A 17,473-nucleotide genomic window follows, 5' to 3' on the forward strand; every position below is an offset into this window, starting at 1 on the left:
CTTAAGTGCTTTGTCAAAATCGAAGGGCTGGGACATGTGTCATTCCTTTTTGATTGTATATTACTGGAATGACACAGAATTTCTAACACTCCCACACCCACCAAAACAAACGTAACTTATTGATTTGAAATGGTACGCCCTACAGGATTCGAACCTGTGACCTACGGCTTAGAAGGCCGTTGCTCTATCCAGCTGAGCTAAGGGCGCATTGCGCGGATGTTCCACCTTTGCGGTGGAAACGGCTGGAATTATACGGTCAGCGCCTGATGAGTCAATGTATTTTCCGCTGTCTGCTTGCTTAATAAACGGCTGAGGGTACTTTTGCGCCATCCTTCCTGTTTTCAGGCCAATTCCTCACGGCTAATGACTTCTTTTCCGTGCCTTTCTATAACGATGCACTCTACGGCTACGAACTCAGCCTTCTGCCAGCGCGCCATGAATACGCACATCCGGCTTCACTCTCCTGCCAAATACCGTTTGATTCCTGACGACACTTAATACCAGTTAAAACATCTTCTTCCTGTAAAGATATAATTCAGTCGATATTCACTCCCTGTGTTTTCCCTCTCTCGCGGAAAACACCCTAACATTAATCTCTGCGGACAGAACAATTACCACCGCAATAAAGTAGACGCGTAATGAACAAGAAAATATCCATCGGAACTTTAACTTTCCTGTGGGGATTCTTAATAGGATCGAAGAAATAACCAGCTCAGAGTATTCGAATGGATCAGCAAATAGCGCGTCATACGTTGCAATGCCTGGCGTAGCCCCACACATACTGAGGGAGATGACTTGTTGAAATTTCGTTAAAAACGGGACTTCACGGGACATTTTCCGCTCTCTGCCCTCCTCTTTGCAGGTGAAATACGCAAACGATAACTGACAGCACGCTGCGCTTCTGACAAAATAGTCACATCCCCCTTAGTTGAAACGACAGATGGAATCCTCTCTCTGATGGCAGCAAAGATTATTGATGGTAAAACGATTGCGCAGCAGGTGCGCTCTGAGGTTGCAGAAAAAGTACGGGCGCGCGTTGCGGCCGGGAAACGCGCCCCAGGCCTGGCAGTCGTACTGGTTGGCAGCAACCCGGCATCGCAAATTTATGTCGGTAGCAAGCGCAAAGCCTGTGAGGAAGTGGGTTTCATCTCCCGCTCTTACGATCTTCCTGAAACCACCAGCGAAGCTGATCTGCTGGAACTTATCGACAAGCTGAACGCTGATGTCACCATCGACGGTATTCTGGTGCAATTGCCGCTACCCGCCGGGATCGACAATGTGAAGGTGCTGGAACGTATCGCGCCAGACAAAGACGTTGACGGTTTTCATCCGTATAACGTGGGTCGCCTGTGCCAGCGCGCGCCGCGTCTACGTCCCTGCACACCACGCGGGATCGTGACGCTGCTGGAGCGCTACAACATTGATACTTTCGGCCTCAACGCCGTTGTAATCGGCGCGTCCAATATTGTCGGCCGCCCGATGAGCATGGAACTGCTGCTGGCGGGATGCACCACCACCGTGACACACCGTTTCACCAAAAATCTGCGTCATCACGTTGAGAACGCCGATCTGCTGATCGTCGCGGTCGGTAAACCGGGCTTTATTCCTGGCGAGTGGATTAAAGAGGGCGCGATTGTTATCGATGTCGGCATTAACCGCCTGGAAAACGGCAAAGTGGTCGGCGATGTGATTTATGAAGAAGCTGCGGCCCGGGCGGCGTATATTACCCCGGTTCCGGGCGGTGTCGGCCCGATGACCGTCGCCACCCTGATCCAGAACACGCTGCAAGCGTGTGAAGAATATAATGATGTAGAAGGCGCATAAGATGGCAACATTTTCCCTGGGTAAACATCCGCACGTAGAGTTGTGCGATCTGCTGAAACTGGAAGGCTGGAGCGAGAGCGGCGCGCAAGCAAAAATCGCCATTGCTGAAGGTCTGGTTAATGTGGATGGCGCGGTGGAAACGCGCAAACGCTGTAAAATCGTCGCCGGTCAGACGGTGAGTTTTGACGGCCAGAGTGTGACCGTCACCGCCTGAACATCTAAAATACCGGATGGCGCTGTACTTACCAGCACCTGCAAATTACGTGTTTCCAGGCCGGGTAAGGCAATAGTCGCCGTCCGGCCTTTCTTATTTAATCACCTTTAATCACCCCGCAATCATCATGGTTTATTACCGATCAACATCAAATAATCATTAATTGATCTGGCTGAATGTGAAAATTTAGTTGCAGCATTTTCACCCTTATCTCACGATAAGTAGAACGTTCTACTAAAACGTTCTACTGACAATAATAACGCGCAAAATGCGCAATATCGGGGGAAATCAGCATGAGTCTGATATCAGGGTTTGTTAAATCGCTGTCTAAGTTATCGATGATTGGTCGCGCACTGATGCTGCCGATCTCGCTGTTACCGGCTGCGGGCTTATTACTGGCCTTTGGCGACAAATTTCATCTGCCGCTGATGATGAACGCAGGCGGCGTCATTTTTGATAACCTGCCCATGCTTTTCGCCATCGGTTCTGCTGTCGGACTGGCCTCCGAATCCGGGATCGCGGCGCTGTCGGCGGCGGTATCGGTGTTTATTACCAACATCACCATCGGCACCATGTTAGGCATTACGCCGGAGATGGCCTCGCAGGGTGGGAAATATGCCATGGTGGTTGGGATCCCGACGCTGCAAATGGGCGTTTTTGGTGGCCTGATCTGCGGTATTCTCGCCGCCTGGTGCTATAACCGTTTCCACACTATGCAGTTGCCGGAGTTTCTCGGCTTCTTCTCCGGCAAACGCTTTGTCGCCATTGCTACGGCGTTCCTGTCATTTGTACTCGGCCTGCTACTGCCGTATGTCTGGCAACACATCCAGGCGGGTATTGATGCGTTGTCGGTGATCGTCAACGGCGATAACCAGGCGGCCTCGACCTTTATTTTCGGGCTGGTAGAACGCGCGTTGATCCCGCTCGGTCTGCACCACATCTGGTATCCGTCATTCTGGTATTCGTTTGGCGATTACACCACACAGTCCGGCCAGATAATCCACGGCGACCAGACTATCTGGTTCAAGATGCTGGAAGAAGGGGTGAAATCATTCAGCAGTGACACCTACCAGAACGCCGGGAAATTTATGCAGGGTGAGTTTCCGTTGATGTTGTTCGCGCTTCCGGCTGCCTGCCTTGCGATGTACCACGAAGCGCAGACCCGCAACAAAAAGATCGCTTTCGGTATCCTCTTCTCGGCGGCGCTGACCTGCTTCCTGACCGGGATCACCGAACCAGTTGAATTTACCTTTATCTTTGTTGCCCCGATCCTCTATGTCTTTAACGCCATCATGGCGGGCCTGGCCTATATGACGATGTACCTGCTGCATGCGCACATCGCCAAATCGTTCTCTGCTGGTTTTATTGATTACCTGTCGTTCGGCATTCTGCCTTCGTTTAATGGCTATCAGACCCACTTCCTGAATGCCATTATTGTCGGTATTCCGATGGCGCTGATTTATTACTTCACCTTCCGCTTTGTGATCCGCCGTTTTGATGTCAAAACGCCAGGTCGTACCGACGTGACCACCGTGGTAGACGATAAAACCGATGACGAACTGGCCACTGAAATTATCGGCCTGCTGGGTGGCTCGAAGAATATTGACTCCGTGGGTTCCTGCATCACCCGTTTGCGCCTCGAAGTGGCAAAGAGCGAAATGGTGGATAAAGATGGTCTTAACGGGCTGGGCGCACGCGGCGTGGTGTTCGTTGGCGACAGCGGTATTCAGGTGATTTTTGGCGCGAGGGCACAATTTATCGCACAAACCATGTCCACGATGATCGGCAAATAATAATATGCCGGACTGGCGCCTCTGCGGTAGGCTATCTGAGGCGCTAACCCGGCGGATAAGCAGGAAATTCAGGGAGCAGAGTTGAAGAAAGTCAGTATTATTGATGTCGCAAAACAGGCGGGCGTTTCCGTCTCCACCGTCTCGCTGGTGCTACGTCAGAAAGGGAAAATCTCAGAAGCTACGATCGATAAAGTTCATGCGGCGATCGCGGCACTTGGTTATGTGCAAAACGTCGCAGCGGCTAACCTGCGCGCCAACACCTCAAACCTGATTGGACTTATTCTGCGCGATTTCAGCGACAGCTTTTCCATCAAAGTAATGGCAAGTATCGTTCAGGAGTTGGAAAAGCAGGGGTATATGGTATTCCTCGGCCAGCCGCTTAATGATGGTGAACATCTGGAACGCTGCCTGCTCTCCTTCCAGCAGCAAGGCGTGGCGGGCGTGATTTATCTGGCCTCGGATACACGCAGCGCCTCGCTGCCTGAACAGATCCGCCAGTGCCAGCTACCGCTGGTAGTCGTTTCACAGTCACTGCTCAACGAAAACTGCGATTTGGTGATGCGTGATAACCGGCAGGCGGCGAGCCTGGCGACGCGCTACCTGATTGAACGCGGACACCGCAGCATTGCCTATATTGGCGGGGTTGAGGGCGATTTACTTCGCCAGCAGCGGCTGCTGGGTTTTCGCAGTGCGATGAGCCAGTATGGGCTGGTGCTACGTGAAGGCTCAACGCCAGATTGCAGCGACGATACCCGGGCGGCAAGCTACGCCACCCGTCAGTTGCTGGAAAATAACAACACCATCACCGCCCTGCTCTGTCACTCCCCGGCGGCGATGATTGGCTCGATATCCGGGATTCACCACACCGGGCGCACCATCGGCAAAGATGTCTTTCTTTCTCAACAAGTTGCACTGATAGGGTTTGAGGATATGCTGCACGTCAATCTCACCTCGCCCTCGTTCACCTATGTCTCTTCTGCCAGCGAAGAGACCGGGCGCCAGGCCGCCGGACTGATGCTGCGCAAACTGAAAGAACCAGAGTTGCAAACCCAGCGTATTACGCTCTCCGGGCAGCTTATCGCTCGCGAGTCAGCGTAATTAGCCGCGGCGTCATCGCGTAAATCGAAGCGTTGTTAATGATGCACCCGCCTATCGGCTGCTGGTTTTTTATGATTTTTCTCGCTTCCTGAGCGCAGAAAAAACTGGCATGGATATTTGCCATCTACATGAAAATTCGCCATAAAATTTATGCGGTCGCTGATAGATTCGGAAAAGCACGCAGTCATTCCTGTTCGCGCAATCGTTATAATCTCGCTTTTGTTCAGGGAGACACCCTATGCCAACGATCGTCACTCATGCCGCCGTTCCTCTGTGCCTGGGCTTAGGGCTCGGAAATAAGGTCATTCCGCGCGGGTTATTAGTGGCGGGGATCGCGCTGGCGATGCTGCCGGATGCCGATGTGTTAGCCTTCAAGTTTGGCGTCGCCTACGGTAATGTTTTTGGTCATCGCGGATTTACCCACTCGCTGCTGTTTGCCTTTGTTGTACCGCTGCTGGTCGCGTGGTTTGGGCGAAAATGGTTTAAAACCAGTCTGCTGCGCTGCTGGGTATTTTTAACGGTTTCGCTGTTATCACATAGCCTGCTGGATTCAATAACCACCGGAGGTAAAGGCGTCAGCTGGCTGTGGCCGTGGTCAGAAGAACGCTTCTTTGCGCCCTGGCAGGTGATTAAAGTCGCGCCGTTTGCCCTGTCACGCTACACCACGCCGTACGGGCACCAGGTGATCATTTCGGAGCTACTGTGGGTATGGCTACCGGGCGCGATAGTGATGGGGTTCTTGTGGTGGCGCAGGCGTTAAGAGCCCCCATTAGGCTTTATTTGCCATTTTGGTCCTGGGCAGTGCTCACACAAAATGTTATGGCATTTTGAACGCCGCTTGCGGCGGCCCTTTAGGGCGAGCGAAGCGAGTAATCCTCACGTACTGCGTACGGTTTTCGCGTTAACCTGTGTTGTGCAGGCAGGATAAACGCCATCCGGCGCTCGCTACCGAATGGCAGAGAAAAATACGCCAGAGGTAAAAAAAGCGGCAAAAGCCGCTTTTTTGTTACTTACGACGCCAGGTGGTGCCCTGTGGGCCATCTTCCAGCACGATCCCCATCTCATTGAGACGGTCACGCGCCGCATCGGCCGCCGCCCAGTCTTTTGCTTTACGCGCATCCAGACGCTGCTGGATCAACTGTTCGATTTCTGCCACTTCGCCATCGCCCGCCTGTGCACCGCTTTGCAGGAAAACATCCGGCTCCTGCTCCAGCAGACCAAGCACACCCGCCAGCTTGCGCATATGTGACGCCAGCGCATTAGCCGCATGCGCATCTTCCGTTTTCAGACGGTTCACTTCACGCGCCATGTCAAACAGCACCGAGTAGGCTTCCGGCGTATTGAAATCATCATCCATTGCTTCAACGAAACGCGCTTCAAACGCCTCGCCGCCTTCCGCCAGCACTGCGCTGTCCGTGCCGCGCAGTGCAGTGTACAGACGCTCCAGCGCAGAGCGTGCCTGTTTCAGGTTCTCTTCGCTGTAGTTCAACTGGCTGCGGTAGTGGCCGGACATCAGGAAGTAGCGGATGGTTTCCGCGTCGTAATACTTCAGCACGTCGCGCACGGTAAAGAAGTTGCCCAGCGATTTAGACATCTTCTCGCGGTCAACCATCACCATGCCGGAGTGCATCCAGTAATTCACGTATTCACCATCGTGCGCACAGGTCGACTGGGCAATTTCGTTTTCGTGATGCGGGAACATCAGATCAGAACCACCACCGTGGATATCGAAATGTGACCCCAGTTGTTTGCAGTTCATCGCGGAGCACTCAATATGCCAGCCCGGACGGCCTTCGCCCCACGGCGACTGCCAGCTCGGCTCGCCCGGCTTGGACATTTTCCACAACACGAAATCCATCGGGTTACGTTTTACTTCTGCGACTTCAACGCGTGCCCCTGCCTGCAACTGATCCAGATCCTGGCGCGAAAGCTGGCCGTAAGTCGGATCCGTCGGCACCGAGAACATCACGTCGCCATTGTCAGCAACATAGGCATGCTTGCGTTCCAGCAGGCGCTGGGTGATTTCAATAATTTCATGGATATGGTGCGTTGCGCGCGGTTCGCTGTCCGGGCGCAGGATATTGAGCGCATCAAAATCCTTATGCATCTCGACGATCATACGATCGACCAGCGCAACAAAACTTTCGCCGTTTTCATTAGCACGTTTAATAATTTTATCGTCAATATCGGTGATGTTACGCACATACTTCAGCTTATAGCCGAGAAAACGCAGGTAACGAGCAACCACGTCGAAGGCAACAAAAGTGCGGCCGTGGCCGATATGACACAGATCGTAAACAGTGATACCACACACGTACATGCCGACTTCTCCGGCATGAATAGGTTTGAATTCCTCTTTTTGGCGCGTCAGTGTATTAAAGATTTTTAACATCGAAGATTCCATTTGGACGTGTGTGGAACGAAAACCGCATATATTACCTGTAATTCAACCCCGAAGCAGCACACTTTGCAAGGTGATCCCACCTCGCGGTTATGCTATAACAGGCGACTATCTCTGACCCACTGGCGGGTCTGCGCACTACACTATCAGAACAGGATGCAATAATGGTTACTTTCCACACTAATCACGGCGACATCGTAATCAAAACGTTTGACGATAAAGCGCCTGAAACAGTTAAAAACTTCCTGGACTACTGCCGTGAAGGTTTCTATAACAACACAATTTTCCACCGTGTTATCAACGGCTTCATGATTCAGGGCGGCGGCTTCGAACCGGGCATGAATCAGAAAGTCACTAAAGATGCGATCAAAAACGAAGCCAACAACGGTCTGAAAAACAGCCGTGGTACGCTGGCAATGGCGCGTACTCAGGCACCGCACTCAGCAACTGCGCAGTTCTTCATTAACGTCGCAGACAACGACTTCCTGAACTTCAGCGGCGAAAGCCTGCAAGGCTGGGGCTACTGTGTCTTCGCCGAAGTGGTTGAAGGTATGGACGTGGTTGATAAAATCAAAAGCGTTTCCACCGGTCGTAGCGGTATGCATCAGGACGTTCCGAAAGAAGACGTTGTGATTGAAAACGTGACCGTCAGCGAGTAAGCGTGGCGACACTCTTTATTGCAGACTTGCACCTGCAAACAGAAGAACCGGCGATCACCGCCGGTTTTCTGCGTTTTTTAGCCGGTGAGGCTCGCAAAGCGGACGCGCTCTATATTCTCGGCGATCTGTTTGAAGCCTGGATCGGCGATGACGATCCCAACCCGCTGCACCAGCAAATCGCCAGCGCCATCAAATCGCTGGTTGAAAGCGGTGTTCCCTGTTACTTCATTCACGGCAACCGTGATTTTCTGCTCGGCAAACGCTTTGCCCGCCAAAGCGGTATGCAACTACTGCCGGAAGCGAAAGTACTCGACCTGTATGGCCGCAAGGTACTGATTATGCACGGCGATACATTGTGTACCGACGATGCCGGTTACCAGGCGTTTCGCAAAAAAGTTCACACGCCGTTGATACAAACCCTGTTTCTTGCCCTGCCGCTGTTTATCCGCCGTCGTATCGCCGCAAGAATGCGCGCCGGAAGTAAAGCCGCTAACAGCAGTAAATCACTTGAGATCATGGACGTGAACCAGCAAGCCGTTATCGACGTGATGGAAAAGCACCGTGCTCAGTGGTTGATTCACGGCCATACGCACCGCCCGGCTGTGCATGAATTGACGGCCAATAACGCTCCGGCTTACCGCGCCGTTCTCGGTGCCTGGCACAGCGAAGGTTCAATGGTGCGCGTCAGCGAAACCGGTGTCGAACTGCTCTTTTTTCCCTTCTGATTAGCAACGCCAGCATCGCTGGCAAATGCGCAACACATCGCCACGCAACCGTTTTCCTTCGCCATTTTACGTGCTATTCTCTGTGCCCTCTTTTGTCGTCTGAAGTACACCCACAGGAGTTTTGAGACGCATGTCTTCAAGCAACCAACCGGCGCGCATCGCCATTGTTATGGGATCGAAAAGCGACTGGGCAACCATGCAGTTCGCCGCAGAAATCCTTGATACCCTGAACGTCCCGCACCATGTTGAAATCGTCTCTGCACACCGCACTCCGGATAAACTGTTTAGCTTCGCCGAAGGCGCGGAGCAAAATGGTTTTCAGGTGATTATCGCCGGTGCTGGCGGCGCAGCACATTTGCCTGGGATGATTGCGGCCAAAACGCTGGTGCCGGTGCTGGGTGTACCAGTACAAAGCGCTGCACTGAGCGGCGTTGATAGCCTCTACTCTATCGTCCAGATGCCACGCGGGATCCCTGTTGGGACGCTGGCGATTGGTAAAGCTGGCGCAGCAAACGCAGCGCTACTGGCCGCGCAAATTCTCGCCCAGCATGATACTGCGCTGCATCAGCGTCTGGCACAGTGGCGCCAAACTCAGACTGATGAAGTGCTGGATAATCCGGACCCCCGGGGTGCGGCATGAAACAGGTTTGCGTATTAGGTAACGGCCAGCTTGGCCGCATGCTGCGCCAGGCTGGTGAGCCACTGAGCATTGCAGTGTGGCCGGTCGGGCTGGACGCGGCACCGGAAGCGGTACCGTTTCAGCAGAGCGTGATCACGGCGGAAATTGAACGCTGGCCGGAAACGGCGCTGACCCGCGAACTGGCACGTCACCCGGCGTTTGTAAACCGCGATGTATTCCCGGTGATTGCGGATCGTCTGACACAGAAACAACTCTTTGACAAGCTGCAACTCGCCACCGCGCCATGGCAACTGTTGGCGGAGAAAAACGAGTGGCCGGGCGTGTTTTCGCGTCTGGGCGAGCTGGCTATCGTCAAACGCCGCATCGGCGGCTATGACGGTCGCGGCCAGTGGCGTCTGCGGGCTGCCGATACCGATCAACTGCCGGAAGAGTGCTACGGCGAGTGTATCGTCGAGCAGGGCATCAATTTTTCAGGTGAAGTGTCACTGGTTGGCGCGCGTGGCCATGATGGCAGCACCGTGTTTTATCCGCTGACGCACAATCTGCATCAGGATGGCATTTTACGTACCAGCGTGGTTTTCCCACAGGCCAATGCCGAACAGCAGCAGCAAGCCGAAGAGATGCTTTCGGCGGTCATGCACGAACTGAACTACGTCGGCGTGATGGCGATGGAGTGCTTTGTCACCCCGTCCGGGCTGCTGATTAACGAGCTGGCGCCGCGAGTTCATAACAGCGGCCACTGGACGCAAAACGGCGCCTCAATCAGCCAGTTTGAACTGCATCTGCGCGCGGTAGTAGATTTACCGCTGCCGCCACCAGTGGTCAACAGCCCGTCAGTGATGATCAACCTGATTGGCAGCGATCTCAATTACGACTGGCTGAAGTTGCCGCTGGTGCATCTGCACTGGTACGACAAAGAGGTGCGTCCGGGGCGTAAAGTGGGTCACCTGAACCTCAACGACAGCGATACCGCCCGTCTGAGCGCCACGCTGGAAGCGCTGGTTCCACTGTTGCCGCCGGAATATGCCAGCAGCATCGCCTGGGCGCAGTCAAAACTGCAATAATCCTGGTTCCGTACGCTGGCGACCATCGCCAGCGTTTTACAAAAGATAAATATGGGCGCTGTGCCGGAATATAGTGCAGACATCCTGATACTTATTCAAAAAGCGTTTAGCTTCCGCCATTGATCTCCGTGGCTTCGGGCGTAAAATCTGCACGCGGCGGTTACCGCCCGCGTTTTGCAGAAGGAAGCCCCATGAACAACACAACGGATTACCTGGCTATCCTGCGTGATACCACTCCCCTTATTGATGTCCGCGCACCGGTTGAGTTTCAACAGGGTGCCATGCCTGGCGCCATTAACCTGCCGCTGATGAATGACAGTGAGCGCGCTGCCGTCGGCACCTGCTACAAAAAAGCGGGGCCGGAAGCAGCGTTGCGTCTGGGCCATCAATTGGTTCAGGGCGAATTACGAGAACTACGCATACAGGCATGGCTACAGGCCTGCGCGAAAAATCCACGTGGCTATCTCTGTTGTGCGCGCGGCGGCCAGCGTTCGCACATCGTACAGCAGTGGTTACGTGAGCGAGGGGTTGACTATCCGCTGGTCACCGGCGGCTACAAAGCACTACGCCAGGCGGCGATAGAAGCGACACAGCAGCGTTTGCAGCGCCCGCTGTTGCTGATTGGCGGCTGTACGGGCAGCGGCAAAACATTACTGGTGGCATCCCGGCGAAACGGGATCGATCTTGAGGGGCTTGCCCGACATCGCGGCTCATCGTTTGGCCGCACGCTGCAAGCGCAACATTCGCAGGCCAGTTTTGAAAACCAACTGGCTGCGGCACTGCTGCAAACATCCCCCGCCTTCTGGCTGCTGGAGGATGAAGGTCATGCGATTGGCGCGAACCATCTGCCAGCGATACTGCGGGAGCGAATGGCGCAATCACCGCTGGCTGTGGTGGAAGAACCGTTTGAGCAACGGCTTGAGCGTCTGCGTAACGACTATTTTTTACAGATGTCACAAGCCTTTATCCAGCGTGATGGTGAAGAAGCAGGCTGGTTGGCTTATGCAGAGTATCTGCGCCACGGTCTGTTTGCGATTCGTCGCCGTCTTGGGTTACAGCGTTTCGTACAGCTTAGCGCCAGCCTGGAGGAAGCGCTGGTTCAACAGCAGCGCACTGGTAACACAAGCGTGCACTTTGCCTGGCTCGCGCCACTGCTTGAAGAGTATTACGACCCGATGTATCGCTATCAGTTAGAAAAGCGCACGAAAGATATTATCTTCCGCGGCGATTTCAATGAAACGGCCGCCTGGCTGGCGGCACAAACTCACCAGTAGTGATGCAGGTGAGTAAGCCGTCCAGATGAACCCACTCATGGATATCAATCCAGATCCAGCCCGACAGCAATAGCAAATGATGGGGAGATATTTTCAGGGTAAGATGATGAAACATAACGAAAAGCCTCTCTTTTCGCGGGTAATACGCCATTCCGTTATGCTTTGATAAGCATTGCCGAATTTAAACCAAAAGTTCGCGCCTGTTGGGGATTTTTTGATTTTTTGCGCCACTAAGTACTTTGCAACCAGGTACTTACACTTTGAAATGAAAACACACCATCAGAATTAATGGTGTGTTTTTCGTTAAGAAGGTATTGAGAAATGATTAACTGCTGAACTGACGAAACAGGGCTTTGCCCTTTAGCAGACGCGCACCTGACCAGCCACCACAGACGGAGAGCAATAGCGCGCCACATAGTGGCAGGGTGATCCACAGCCGCCAGTCTGGCTGCCAGGGGAAACCAAAGACCCGGGTTTGCAGTACCGCCAGCGCCGTTTCTGCGCCAATGGCCGCCACCAGCCCGGAGACTGCACCCAGTAAGGCAAATTCGCACCATAACGTGGCGCGCAACAACCGTTTTCCCGCGCCCAGCGTGCGATAAACCACCAGTTCCTGGTGACGCTGACGCATTCCTACCTGAACCTGCGCCAGCAGCAGCAACAGACCGCAGGCAGTAACCAGCACCACCATCACTTCCAGCGCCCGGCTTACCTGCGCCAGTACCTGGCTTACCTGTTTTAAAATTGCGCCAATATCCAGCAGGCTAACAGTGGGGAACTCCCGGTTAAGCTGAGTCAACATGCCGTTGCCATTTTCCCAGCGGAAGCTGGTCAGCCAGCTTTGCGGCTGACTATCCAGCGCCCCTTGCGGGAATATAAAGAAGAAGTTAGGTCGCATGCTTTCCCAATCAACTTTACGCAAGCTGCTGATTCTGGCGCTAAATTCCTGCGTATCACCCATAAAGGTTACGCTGTCACCCAGCTTCAGGCCAAGCCGTTCTGCCAGCCCCTCTTCGACAGAAACTTCACCCGCTTTTGGCGGCCAGCTTCCTGCGGTGATCGGATTATGCTCCGGTCGCTGCTGCTGCCAGGTAAGATTCAGTTCACGGTTTAGCGCTTCATCCTGATTTCCTTCGGTGGATTGCCCATTAATTTGCGTCATCCTGGCCCGCACAATCGGATAGAACGATTCCGGGCGCACATGGTGTTCAGCCAGGAAGGCTTTCATTGGCGCAACCTGTTCCGGCGCAATATTGATCAGGAAATAGTTTGGGCTTTCCGGCGGTAACTGCTGCTGCCAGCGATCCAGCAGATCGCCGCGCAGTACCAGCAACATCGCCAGTAACATAAAAGAGAGGGAAAATGCCGACAGTTGGCTCAGCGTTGACCACGGTTGGCGCAGCAGGCGATTCACCGCCAGACGCAGCGGCAGCGCGTTCAGGGTCAGCCGTTTTAAAATATTGAGCAACAGCCAGCCAACCACACCGCACAGCAATGCCAGCACCACTGCCCCCGCCAGCACAGACCATAGCAGCATACTGCCGCCCATCAGCCAGGCCAGCAGCAAAATCGCTACGGCGCAGATAACAGGAATATAGAACTTCAGCGGCCAGACGTTCGCTACCGCATCACGGCGCAATACGCGCAACGGCTGTGTGGCTAACAGCAAGCGATAAGGACGCAATCCCACCAGCAGCGAAATCACTATCACCGCGCCAATTGCCCACAGCCACGGCCACAAGCTGGCAGGTGGCAGCGCAGCGGGAAGTACCGGTTTGAGCAACACCATCAACAGGCTTTCAAAGGCCAGCCCCAGCACGCCGCCCGTCACCACTGCCAGCGACAGCACCAACAGCCACTGGCCAATAATCAGTTTGCGCAGTTGCACGCGCCCGGCGCCAAGCGTTTTCAGCACCGCCACCAGATCGTAACGGCTGCGACAGTAGTGCCCCATCGCTACGGCCACCGCAGCAATCGCCAGCAGCAGGGTTAGCAGCGCCGAAAGCAGCAGGAACTGTTGCGAGCGCTGGAGAGATTTACCGAGCGCCCCTTCATCCTGCTCCATCCCATACCAGCGATGCTCCGGTTTTAGCTGCGGCAGCAACCACTTTTCGTAGGCATCAAGCTGTGCGGGCGTACCGGCAAATTTTGCGCGCCAGCTTACCCGGCTACCCGGCTGTACGGCACCGGTCTTCGCCACATCCGCCGTATTCATCAGCAGGCGCGGCGCCATCTGGAAAGGATTGAAACCGGAATCCGGTTCCTGAATCACTTCACCCGCGATATGTAACGTCGCATCGCCAACATCGATCGTATCGCCGACCTTCAAATTGAGCAGCGCCATCAGCCGTGGCACCAGCAATACGCTACCAGCCTGTGGCTTCAGCCCGGCCGGACGGGTTTGCAGCTCGCCATAAAGAGGGTAAAGATCGTCGACCGCTTTCACATCCGCCAGTTGTGGCGTATCTCCGGCGAAGGTCATGGTGCTAAAGCTGATTTGCTCGCTCACTTTCAGACCGCGTTTACGCGCCTCATCCAGCCATGCTGAAGGGATTTCGCGGGAACTGCGCAGCGCACGATCACCGGCCATAAAGTCGCGGCTCTGCTGGCTTAGCCCTTTTTCCATCCGATCGCTGATATTGCCAAGCGCCAGCACGCAAGCGACAGCGAGGCTAAGCGCCATCCAGACAATCAGCAACGAGGGCGAACGCCATTCACGCCAGAACCAGCGGGCGATCATGCTTCCTCCCGCAATTCGCCATTAACCAGACGTAATCGCCGGTCGCAGCGCGCTGCCAGTTGCGGATCGTGTGTCACCAGAATTAACGTTGTGCCATGCTGCTGATTCATGGAAAACAGCAGATCGGCAATTTTGTCGCCGGTCTGGCGATCGAGATTGCCGGTGGGTTCATCGGCAAACAGCACGGCCGGATGGCCGTTAAAGGCGCGCGCCAACGCCACTCGCTGCTGCTCGCCGCCAGAAAGTTGCGCAGGCAGGTGATCAAGGCGCTTGCCCAGCCCCAGCTCTTCCAGCAGAGCTTTGGCGCTACCGCGACTTTGTCCGCCGTTTTCTCCGCGCAGTAAGGCCGGCAGTTCCACGTTTTCCAGCGCGTTAAGCGTAGGAATCAACATAAATGACTGAAAAACAAAACCCACATTCTGCGCCCGCAGTGTCGCTCGCGCCTCTTCATCCATCGAATGCAGTGGCTTACTCAGCAGATGAACTTCCCCACTGCTACCATCATCCAGCCCGGCGAGGATCGCCAGCAGCGTCGATTTACCGGATCCCGATTCGCCAATCAGGGCAATGGTCTCGGCTGGTTTGACAACAAGCTCAACTCCGGTAAGGATGGGAAGCTCATGCTCCCCCTGACCGACGGACTTCTTAAGACGATGAACTTCAATAATGTTTTCCGCTGGCATTTGCCCTTCCTGTTGTTGCTGTTGTTAACCTTTCGCGCCGCGGCGGCGGACACGTTATTGATTCTGGGCGACAGCCTGAGCGCCGGTTATCGCATGGCGGCGAGCGTGGCGTGGCCCGCGCTGCTCAATGACAAATGGCAGCAGAAGCCGATGGTGGTGAACGCCAGCATCAGCGGGGATACCTCACAACAAGGGCTATCGCGTCTGCCAGCACTGCTTAAAGAACATCAGCCGCATTGGGTACTGGTCGAGCTGGGCGGTAACGATGGCCTTCGTGGTTTTGCGCCGCAGCAGACAGAACAGACGCTGCGTCAGGTATTGCAGGCGATCAAAGCCGCCAATGCAAAACCGCTGTTAATGCAAATTCGGCTGCCCGCCAACTACGGTCGCCGTTATAATGAGGCGTTCAGCGCCATTTATCCTAAGCTCGCCAAAGAGTTGGACGTCCCTCTGCTGCCATTTTTTATGGAAGAGGTCTATCTGAAACCACAATGGATGCAGGATGATGGTATTCATCCCAACCGCGATGCCCAGCCGTTTATTGCCGACTGGATGGCGACGCGACTGGCTCCTTTAGTTAAACACGACTCCTGAGTATTCAGGGACGCCCCGCAGGTAAAGTTATGCAAAAAACGGTCTTAATAACAGGATGTTCCAGCGGTATTGGTCTGGAAAGCGCGCGCGAACTCAAACGCCAGGGGTTCTGCGTACTGGCTGCCTGCCGCAAAGCGGACGACGTTGCCCGCATGAACCAGGAAGGCTTTACCGGTATTTTGCTGGATCTTGATGATCCGGCGAGCGTCGATCGCGCCGCCGATAAAGTGATCGATCTGACCAACAACCGCCTGTATGGTCTCTTCAATAACGCCGGTTACGGCGTTTACGGCCCGCTGGAAACCATCAGCCGCCAGCAACTGGAACAGCAGTTCTCCAGTAATTTTTTCGGTACCCATCAACTGACGATGCGCCTGCTGCCCGCCATGACACCACACGGCGAAGGACGCATTGTGATGACCTCATCGGTGATGGGGCTTATCTCTACGCCCGGCCGCGGCGCCTATGCCGCCAGCAAGTATGCGCTAGAAGCCTGGTCCGACGCTTTGCGAATGGAGCTACGCCACAGCGGCGTCAAAGTAAGTCTGATTGAGCCAGGCCCCATCCGTACCCGTTTTACCGACAACGTTAATCAGACTCAGCGCGACAAACCCGTGGAAAACCCCGGCATCGCAGCACGTTTTACTCTTGGTCCAGAGGCGGTAGTGGCAAAAGTGCGCCATGCTTTTGAAAGCACGCATCCCAAAATGCGCTATCCGGTTACGCTGGTAACCTGGGCGGTAAGCCTGCTGAAACGCCTGTTGCCTGGGCGAATGATGGATAAAATTTTGCTGGAGTGAGTTGAAGGCGCAATATCTTCCCCCATGTAAGAACAATGAGTTAAAAAACAGAGAATTTCTTATGTCCGTACAGAATATTGTCAATATTACCGAAGTGAATCTGCAACAGGTGCTTGAGCAGTCGATGGCCACGCCGGTGCTGTTCTATTTCTGGTCCGATCGTAGCCAGCACTGCCAGCAACTGACACCGGTGCTGGAAAGCCTGGCCGCACAGTACAACGGACAGTTTATTCTGGCGAAAGTCGATTGCGATGCCGAGCAAATGGTGGCATCGCAGTTTGGTCTGCGTGCCATTCCTACCGTCTATCTGTTCCAGAACGGCCAGCCAGTTGATGGCTTCCAGGGGCCGCAGCCGGAAGAGGCCATCCGCGCATTGTTGGATAAAGTCCTGCCGCGTGAAGAGGAACTGAAAGCGCAACAGGCAATGCAACTGATGCAGGAAGGCAAGCACGCCGAAGCGTTGCCGCTGCTGAAAGAGGCCAGGCAGCTTTCACAACAAAACAGCGAAATCGGCCTGCTGCTGGCGGAGACATTGATTGTATTGAACCGCGCGGATGAAGCCGAAAACGTACTGAAAACCATTCCGTTACAGGATCAGGATACCCGCTATCAGGGGCTGGTCGCGCAAATTGAACTGCTGAAAAAAGCCGCCGATACGCCGGAAATACAGCAGTTACAAAAACAGGTTGCCGACAACCCGCAGGACGCGCTGCTGGCAACGCAACTCGCGCTGCAACTGCATCAGGTAGGGCGCAATGAAGAAGCGCTGGAGTTGCTGTTCAGCCATCTGCGTCACGATCTCAGTGCCGCCAACGGCGAAGCGCGTAAAATGCTGCAAGAAATTCTTGCCGCACTGGGAACCGGTGACGCGCTGGCCTCGAAATACCGCCGCCAGCTTTATTCCCTGCTCTATTAATTCTCCCCGCTAAATTTGGCGATCGTGCTGTTTTGATCGCCAAATAAG

General features: G+C 54.4%; 16 protein-coding genes and 1 tRNA gene. 13 read left to right on the top strand and 4 right to left on the bottom strand.

Annotation, left to right across the window (positions count from 1 at the left end):
- Positions 1-130: 130 nt before the first annotated feature.
- Positions 131-207: transfer RNA gene (locus GA0061070_RS15955), tRNA-Arg, on the bottom strand.
- Between the two features lie 750 nt (positions 208-957).
- Here GA0061070_RS15955 and folD point away from each other — a divergent pair.
- The 5 genes from folD (at position 958) to GA0061070_RS15985 (ending at position 5,689) form a co-directional block, all read left to right on the top strand.
- Positions 958-1,824 carry a bifunctional methylenetetrahydrofolate dehydrogenase/methenyltetrahydrofolate cyclohydrolase FolD gene (gene folD / locus GA0061070_RS15965; RefSeq protein ID WP_090137036.1) on the top strand — a complete coding sequence of 289 codons (867 nt, stop codon included), beginning with the start codon at positions 958-960 and terminating at the stop codon, positions 1,822-1,824.
- Position 1,825: 1 nt separating this feature from the next.
- Positions 1,826-2,038 carry a ribosome-associated protein YbcJ gene (gene ybcJ / locus GA0061070_RS15970; RefSeq protein WP_043954536.1) on the top strand — a complete coding sequence of 71 codons (213 nt, stop codon included), beginning with the start codon at positions 1,826-1,828 and terminating at the stop codon, positions 2,036-2,038.
- A gap of 293 nt (positions 2,039-2,331) precedes the next feature.
- Positions 2,332-3,831, top strand: coding sequence for a PTS transporter subunit EIIC (locus tag GA0061070_RS15975; RefSeq protein ID WP_090137037.1), 1,500 nt, complete (start codon positions 2,332-2,334; stop codon positions 3,829-3,831).
- An 81-nt stretch (positions 3,832-3,912) separates the two neighbouring features.
- Positions 3,913-4,929: a Mal regulon transcriptional regulator MalI gene (gene malI / locus GA0061070_RS15980; protein WP_090137038.1), complete on the top strand. Its 1,017-nt coding sequence runs from the start codon at positions 3,913-3,915 to the stop codon at positions 4,927-4,929.
- 238 nt (positions 4,930-5,167) lie between these two features.
- A complete protein-coding gene (locus GA0061070_RS15985; RefSeq protein WP_090137039.1) occupies positions 5,168-5,689 on the top strand; it encodes a metal-dependent hydrolase in 522 nt (173 codons plus the stop codon).
- A 246-nt stretch (positions 5,690-5,935) separates the two neighbouring features.
- Here the strand turns inward: GA0061070_RS15985 and cysS are convergent, their stop codons facing one another.
- Positions 5,936-7,321, bottom strand: a complete 1,386-nt coding sequence (gene cysS / locus GA0061070_RS15990) for a cysteine--tRNA ligase (RefSeq protein ID WP_090137040.1) — start codon at positions 7,319-7,321, stop codon at positions 5,936-5,938.
- A 173-nt stretch (positions 7,322-7,494) separates the two neighbouring features.
- Between cysS and ppiB the strand changes: the two genes are divergently transcribed.
- The 5 genes from ppiB (at position 7,495) to mnmH (ending at position 11,692) form a co-directional block, all read left to right on the top strand.
- Complete coding sequence (gene ppiB, locus GA0061070_RS15995) at positions 7,495-7,989, top strand: peptidylprolyl isomerase B (RefSeq protein WP_090137041.1); 495 nt, start codon at positions 7,495-7,497, stop codon at positions 7,987-7,989.
- A gap of 2 nt (positions 7,990-7,991) precedes the next feature.
- On the top strand, positions 7,992-8,714 hold the full coding sequence (gene lpxH / locus GA0061070_RS16000) for a UDP-2,3-diacylglucosamine diphosphatase (protein ID WP_090137042.1): 723 nt from the start codon (positions 7,992-7,994) through the stop codon (positions 8,712-8,714).
- 130 nt (positions 8,715-8,844) lie between these two features.
- On the top strand, positions 8,845-9,354 hold the full coding sequence (gene purE, locus GA0061070_RS16005) for a 5-(carboxyamino)imidazole ribonucleotide mutase (protein WP_090137043.1): 510 nt from the start codon (positions 8,845-8,847) through the stop codon (positions 9,352-9,354).
- Positions 9,351-10,418 (top strand): 5-(carboxyamino)imidazole ribonucleotide synthase, encoded by a 1,068-nt coding sequence (gene purK / locus GA0061070_RS16010; protein WP_090137044.1) that lies wholly within the window; start codon positions 9,351-9,353, stop codon positions 10,416-10,418. The genes purE and purK overlap by 4 nt, the downstream gene beginning before the upstream one ends.
- 191 nt (positions 10,419-10,609) lie before the next feature.
- Positions 10,610-11,692: a tRNA 2-selenouridine(34) synthase MnmH gene (gene mnmH, locus GA0061070_RS16015; protein ID WP_090137045.1), complete on the top strand. Its 1,083-nt coding sequence runs from the start codon at positions 10,610-10,612 to the stop codon at positions 11,690-11,692.
- Between the two features lie 325 nt (positions 11,693-12,017).
- Here the strand turns inward: mnmH and ybbP are convergent, their stop codons facing one another.
- Together ybbP and ybbA are read right to left on the bottom strand one after the other, a co-directional pair.
- A complete protein-coding gene (gene ybbP / locus GA0061070_RS16020) occupies positions 12,018-14,432 on the bottom strand; it encodes a putative ABC transporter permease subunit YbbP (RefSeq protein ID WP_090137046.1) in 2,415 nt (804 codons plus the stop codon).
- Positions 14,429-15,115 carry a putative ABC transporter ATP-binding protein YbbA gene (ybbA, locus tag GA0061070_RS16025; RefSeq protein ID WP_090137081.1) on the bottom strand — a complete coding sequence of 229 codons (687 nt, stop codon included), beginning with the start codon at positions 15,113-15,115 and terminating at the stop codon, positions 14,429-14,431. Before ybbA ends, ybbP begins: the two co-directional genes overlap by 4 nt.
- On the opposite strand from ybbA, the gene tesA reads away from it, so the two are divergent.
- The 3 genes from tesA (at position 15,086) to GA0061070_RS16040 (ending at position 17,425) form a co-directional block, all read left to right on the top strand.
- On the top strand, positions 15,086-15,709 hold the full coding sequence (gene tesA / locus GA0061070_RS16030; protein WP_090137082.1) for a multifunctional acyl-CoA thioesterase I/protease I/lysophospholipase L1: 624 nt from the start codon (positions 15,086-15,088) through the stop codon (positions 15,707-15,709). The genes ybbA and tesA overlap by 30 nt on opposite strands.
- 29 nt (positions 15,710-15,738) lie before the next feature.
- A complete protein-coding gene (locus GA0061070_RS16035) occupies positions 15,739-16,509 on the top strand; it encodes an SDR family oxidoreductase (RefSeq protein ID WP_090137047.1) in 771 nt (256 codons plus the stop codon).
- Between the two features lie 61 nt (positions 16,510-16,570).
- A complete protein-coding gene (locus tag GA0061070_RS16040) occupies positions 16,571-17,425 on the top strand; it encodes a co-chaperone YbbN (protein WP_090137048.1) in 855 nt (284 codons plus the stop codon).
- Positions 17,426-17,473: the final 48 nt, after the last annotated feature.

This window comes from Kosakonia oryziphila (genome assembly GCF_900094795.1).
Lineage (GTDB): Bacteria > Pseudomonadota > Gammaproteobacteria > Enterobacterales > Enterobacteriaceae > Kosakonia > Kosakonia oryziphila.

Coding starts and splice junctions, on each gene's coding strand:
- folD (WP_090137036.1), top strand. CDS start 958: ATGGCAGCAAAGATTATTGATGGTAAAACGATTGCGCAGCAGGTGCGC.
- ybcJ (WP_043954536.1), top strand. CDS start 1,826: ATGGCAACATTTTCCCTGGGTAAACATCCGCACGTAGAGTTGTGCGAT.
- GA0061070_RS15975 (WP_090137037.1), top strand. CDS start 2,332: ATGAGTCTGATATCAGGGTTTGTTAAATCGCTGTCTAAGTTATCGATG.
- GA0061070_RS15985 (WP_090137039.1), top strand. CDS start 5,168: ATGCCAACGATCGTCACTCATGCCGCCGTTCCTCTGTGCCTGGGCTTA.
- cysS (WP_090137040.1), bottom strand. CDS start 7,321: ATGTTAAAAATCTTTAATACACTGACGCGCCAAAAAGAGGAATTCAAA.
- ppiB (WP_090137041.1), top strand. CDS start 7,495: ATGGTTACTTTCCACACTAATCACGGCGACATCGTAATCAAAACGTTT.
- purE (WP_090137043.1), top strand. CDS start 8,845: ATGTCTTCAAGCAACCAACCGGCGCGCATCGCCATTGTTATGGGATCG.
- purK (WP_090137044.1), top strand. CDS start 9,351: ATGAAACAGGTTTGCGTATTAGGTAACGGCCAGCTTGGCCGCATGCTG.
- mnmH (WP_090137045.1), top strand. CDS start 10,610: ATGAACAACACAACGGATTACCTGGCTATCCTGCGTGATACCACTCCC.
- ybbP (WP_090137046.1), bottom strand. CDS start 14,432: ATGATCGCCCGCTGGTTCTGGCGTGAATGGCGTTCGCCCTCGTTGCTG.
- tesA (WP_090137082.1), top strand. CDS start 15,086: ATGAACTTCAATAATGTTTTCCGCTGGCATTTGCCCTTCCTGTTGTTG.
- ybbA (WP_090137081.1), bottom strand. CDS start 15,115: ATGCCAGCGGAAAACATTATTGAAGTTCATCGTCTTAAGAAGTCCGTC.
- GA0061070_RS16035 (WP_090137047.1), top strand. CDS start 15,739: ATGCAAAAAACGGTCTTAATAACAGGATGTTCCAGCGGTATTGGTCTG.
- GA0061070_RS16040 (WP_090137048.1), top strand. CDS start 16,571: ATGTCCGTACAGAATATTGTCAATATTACCGAAGTGAATCTGCAACAG.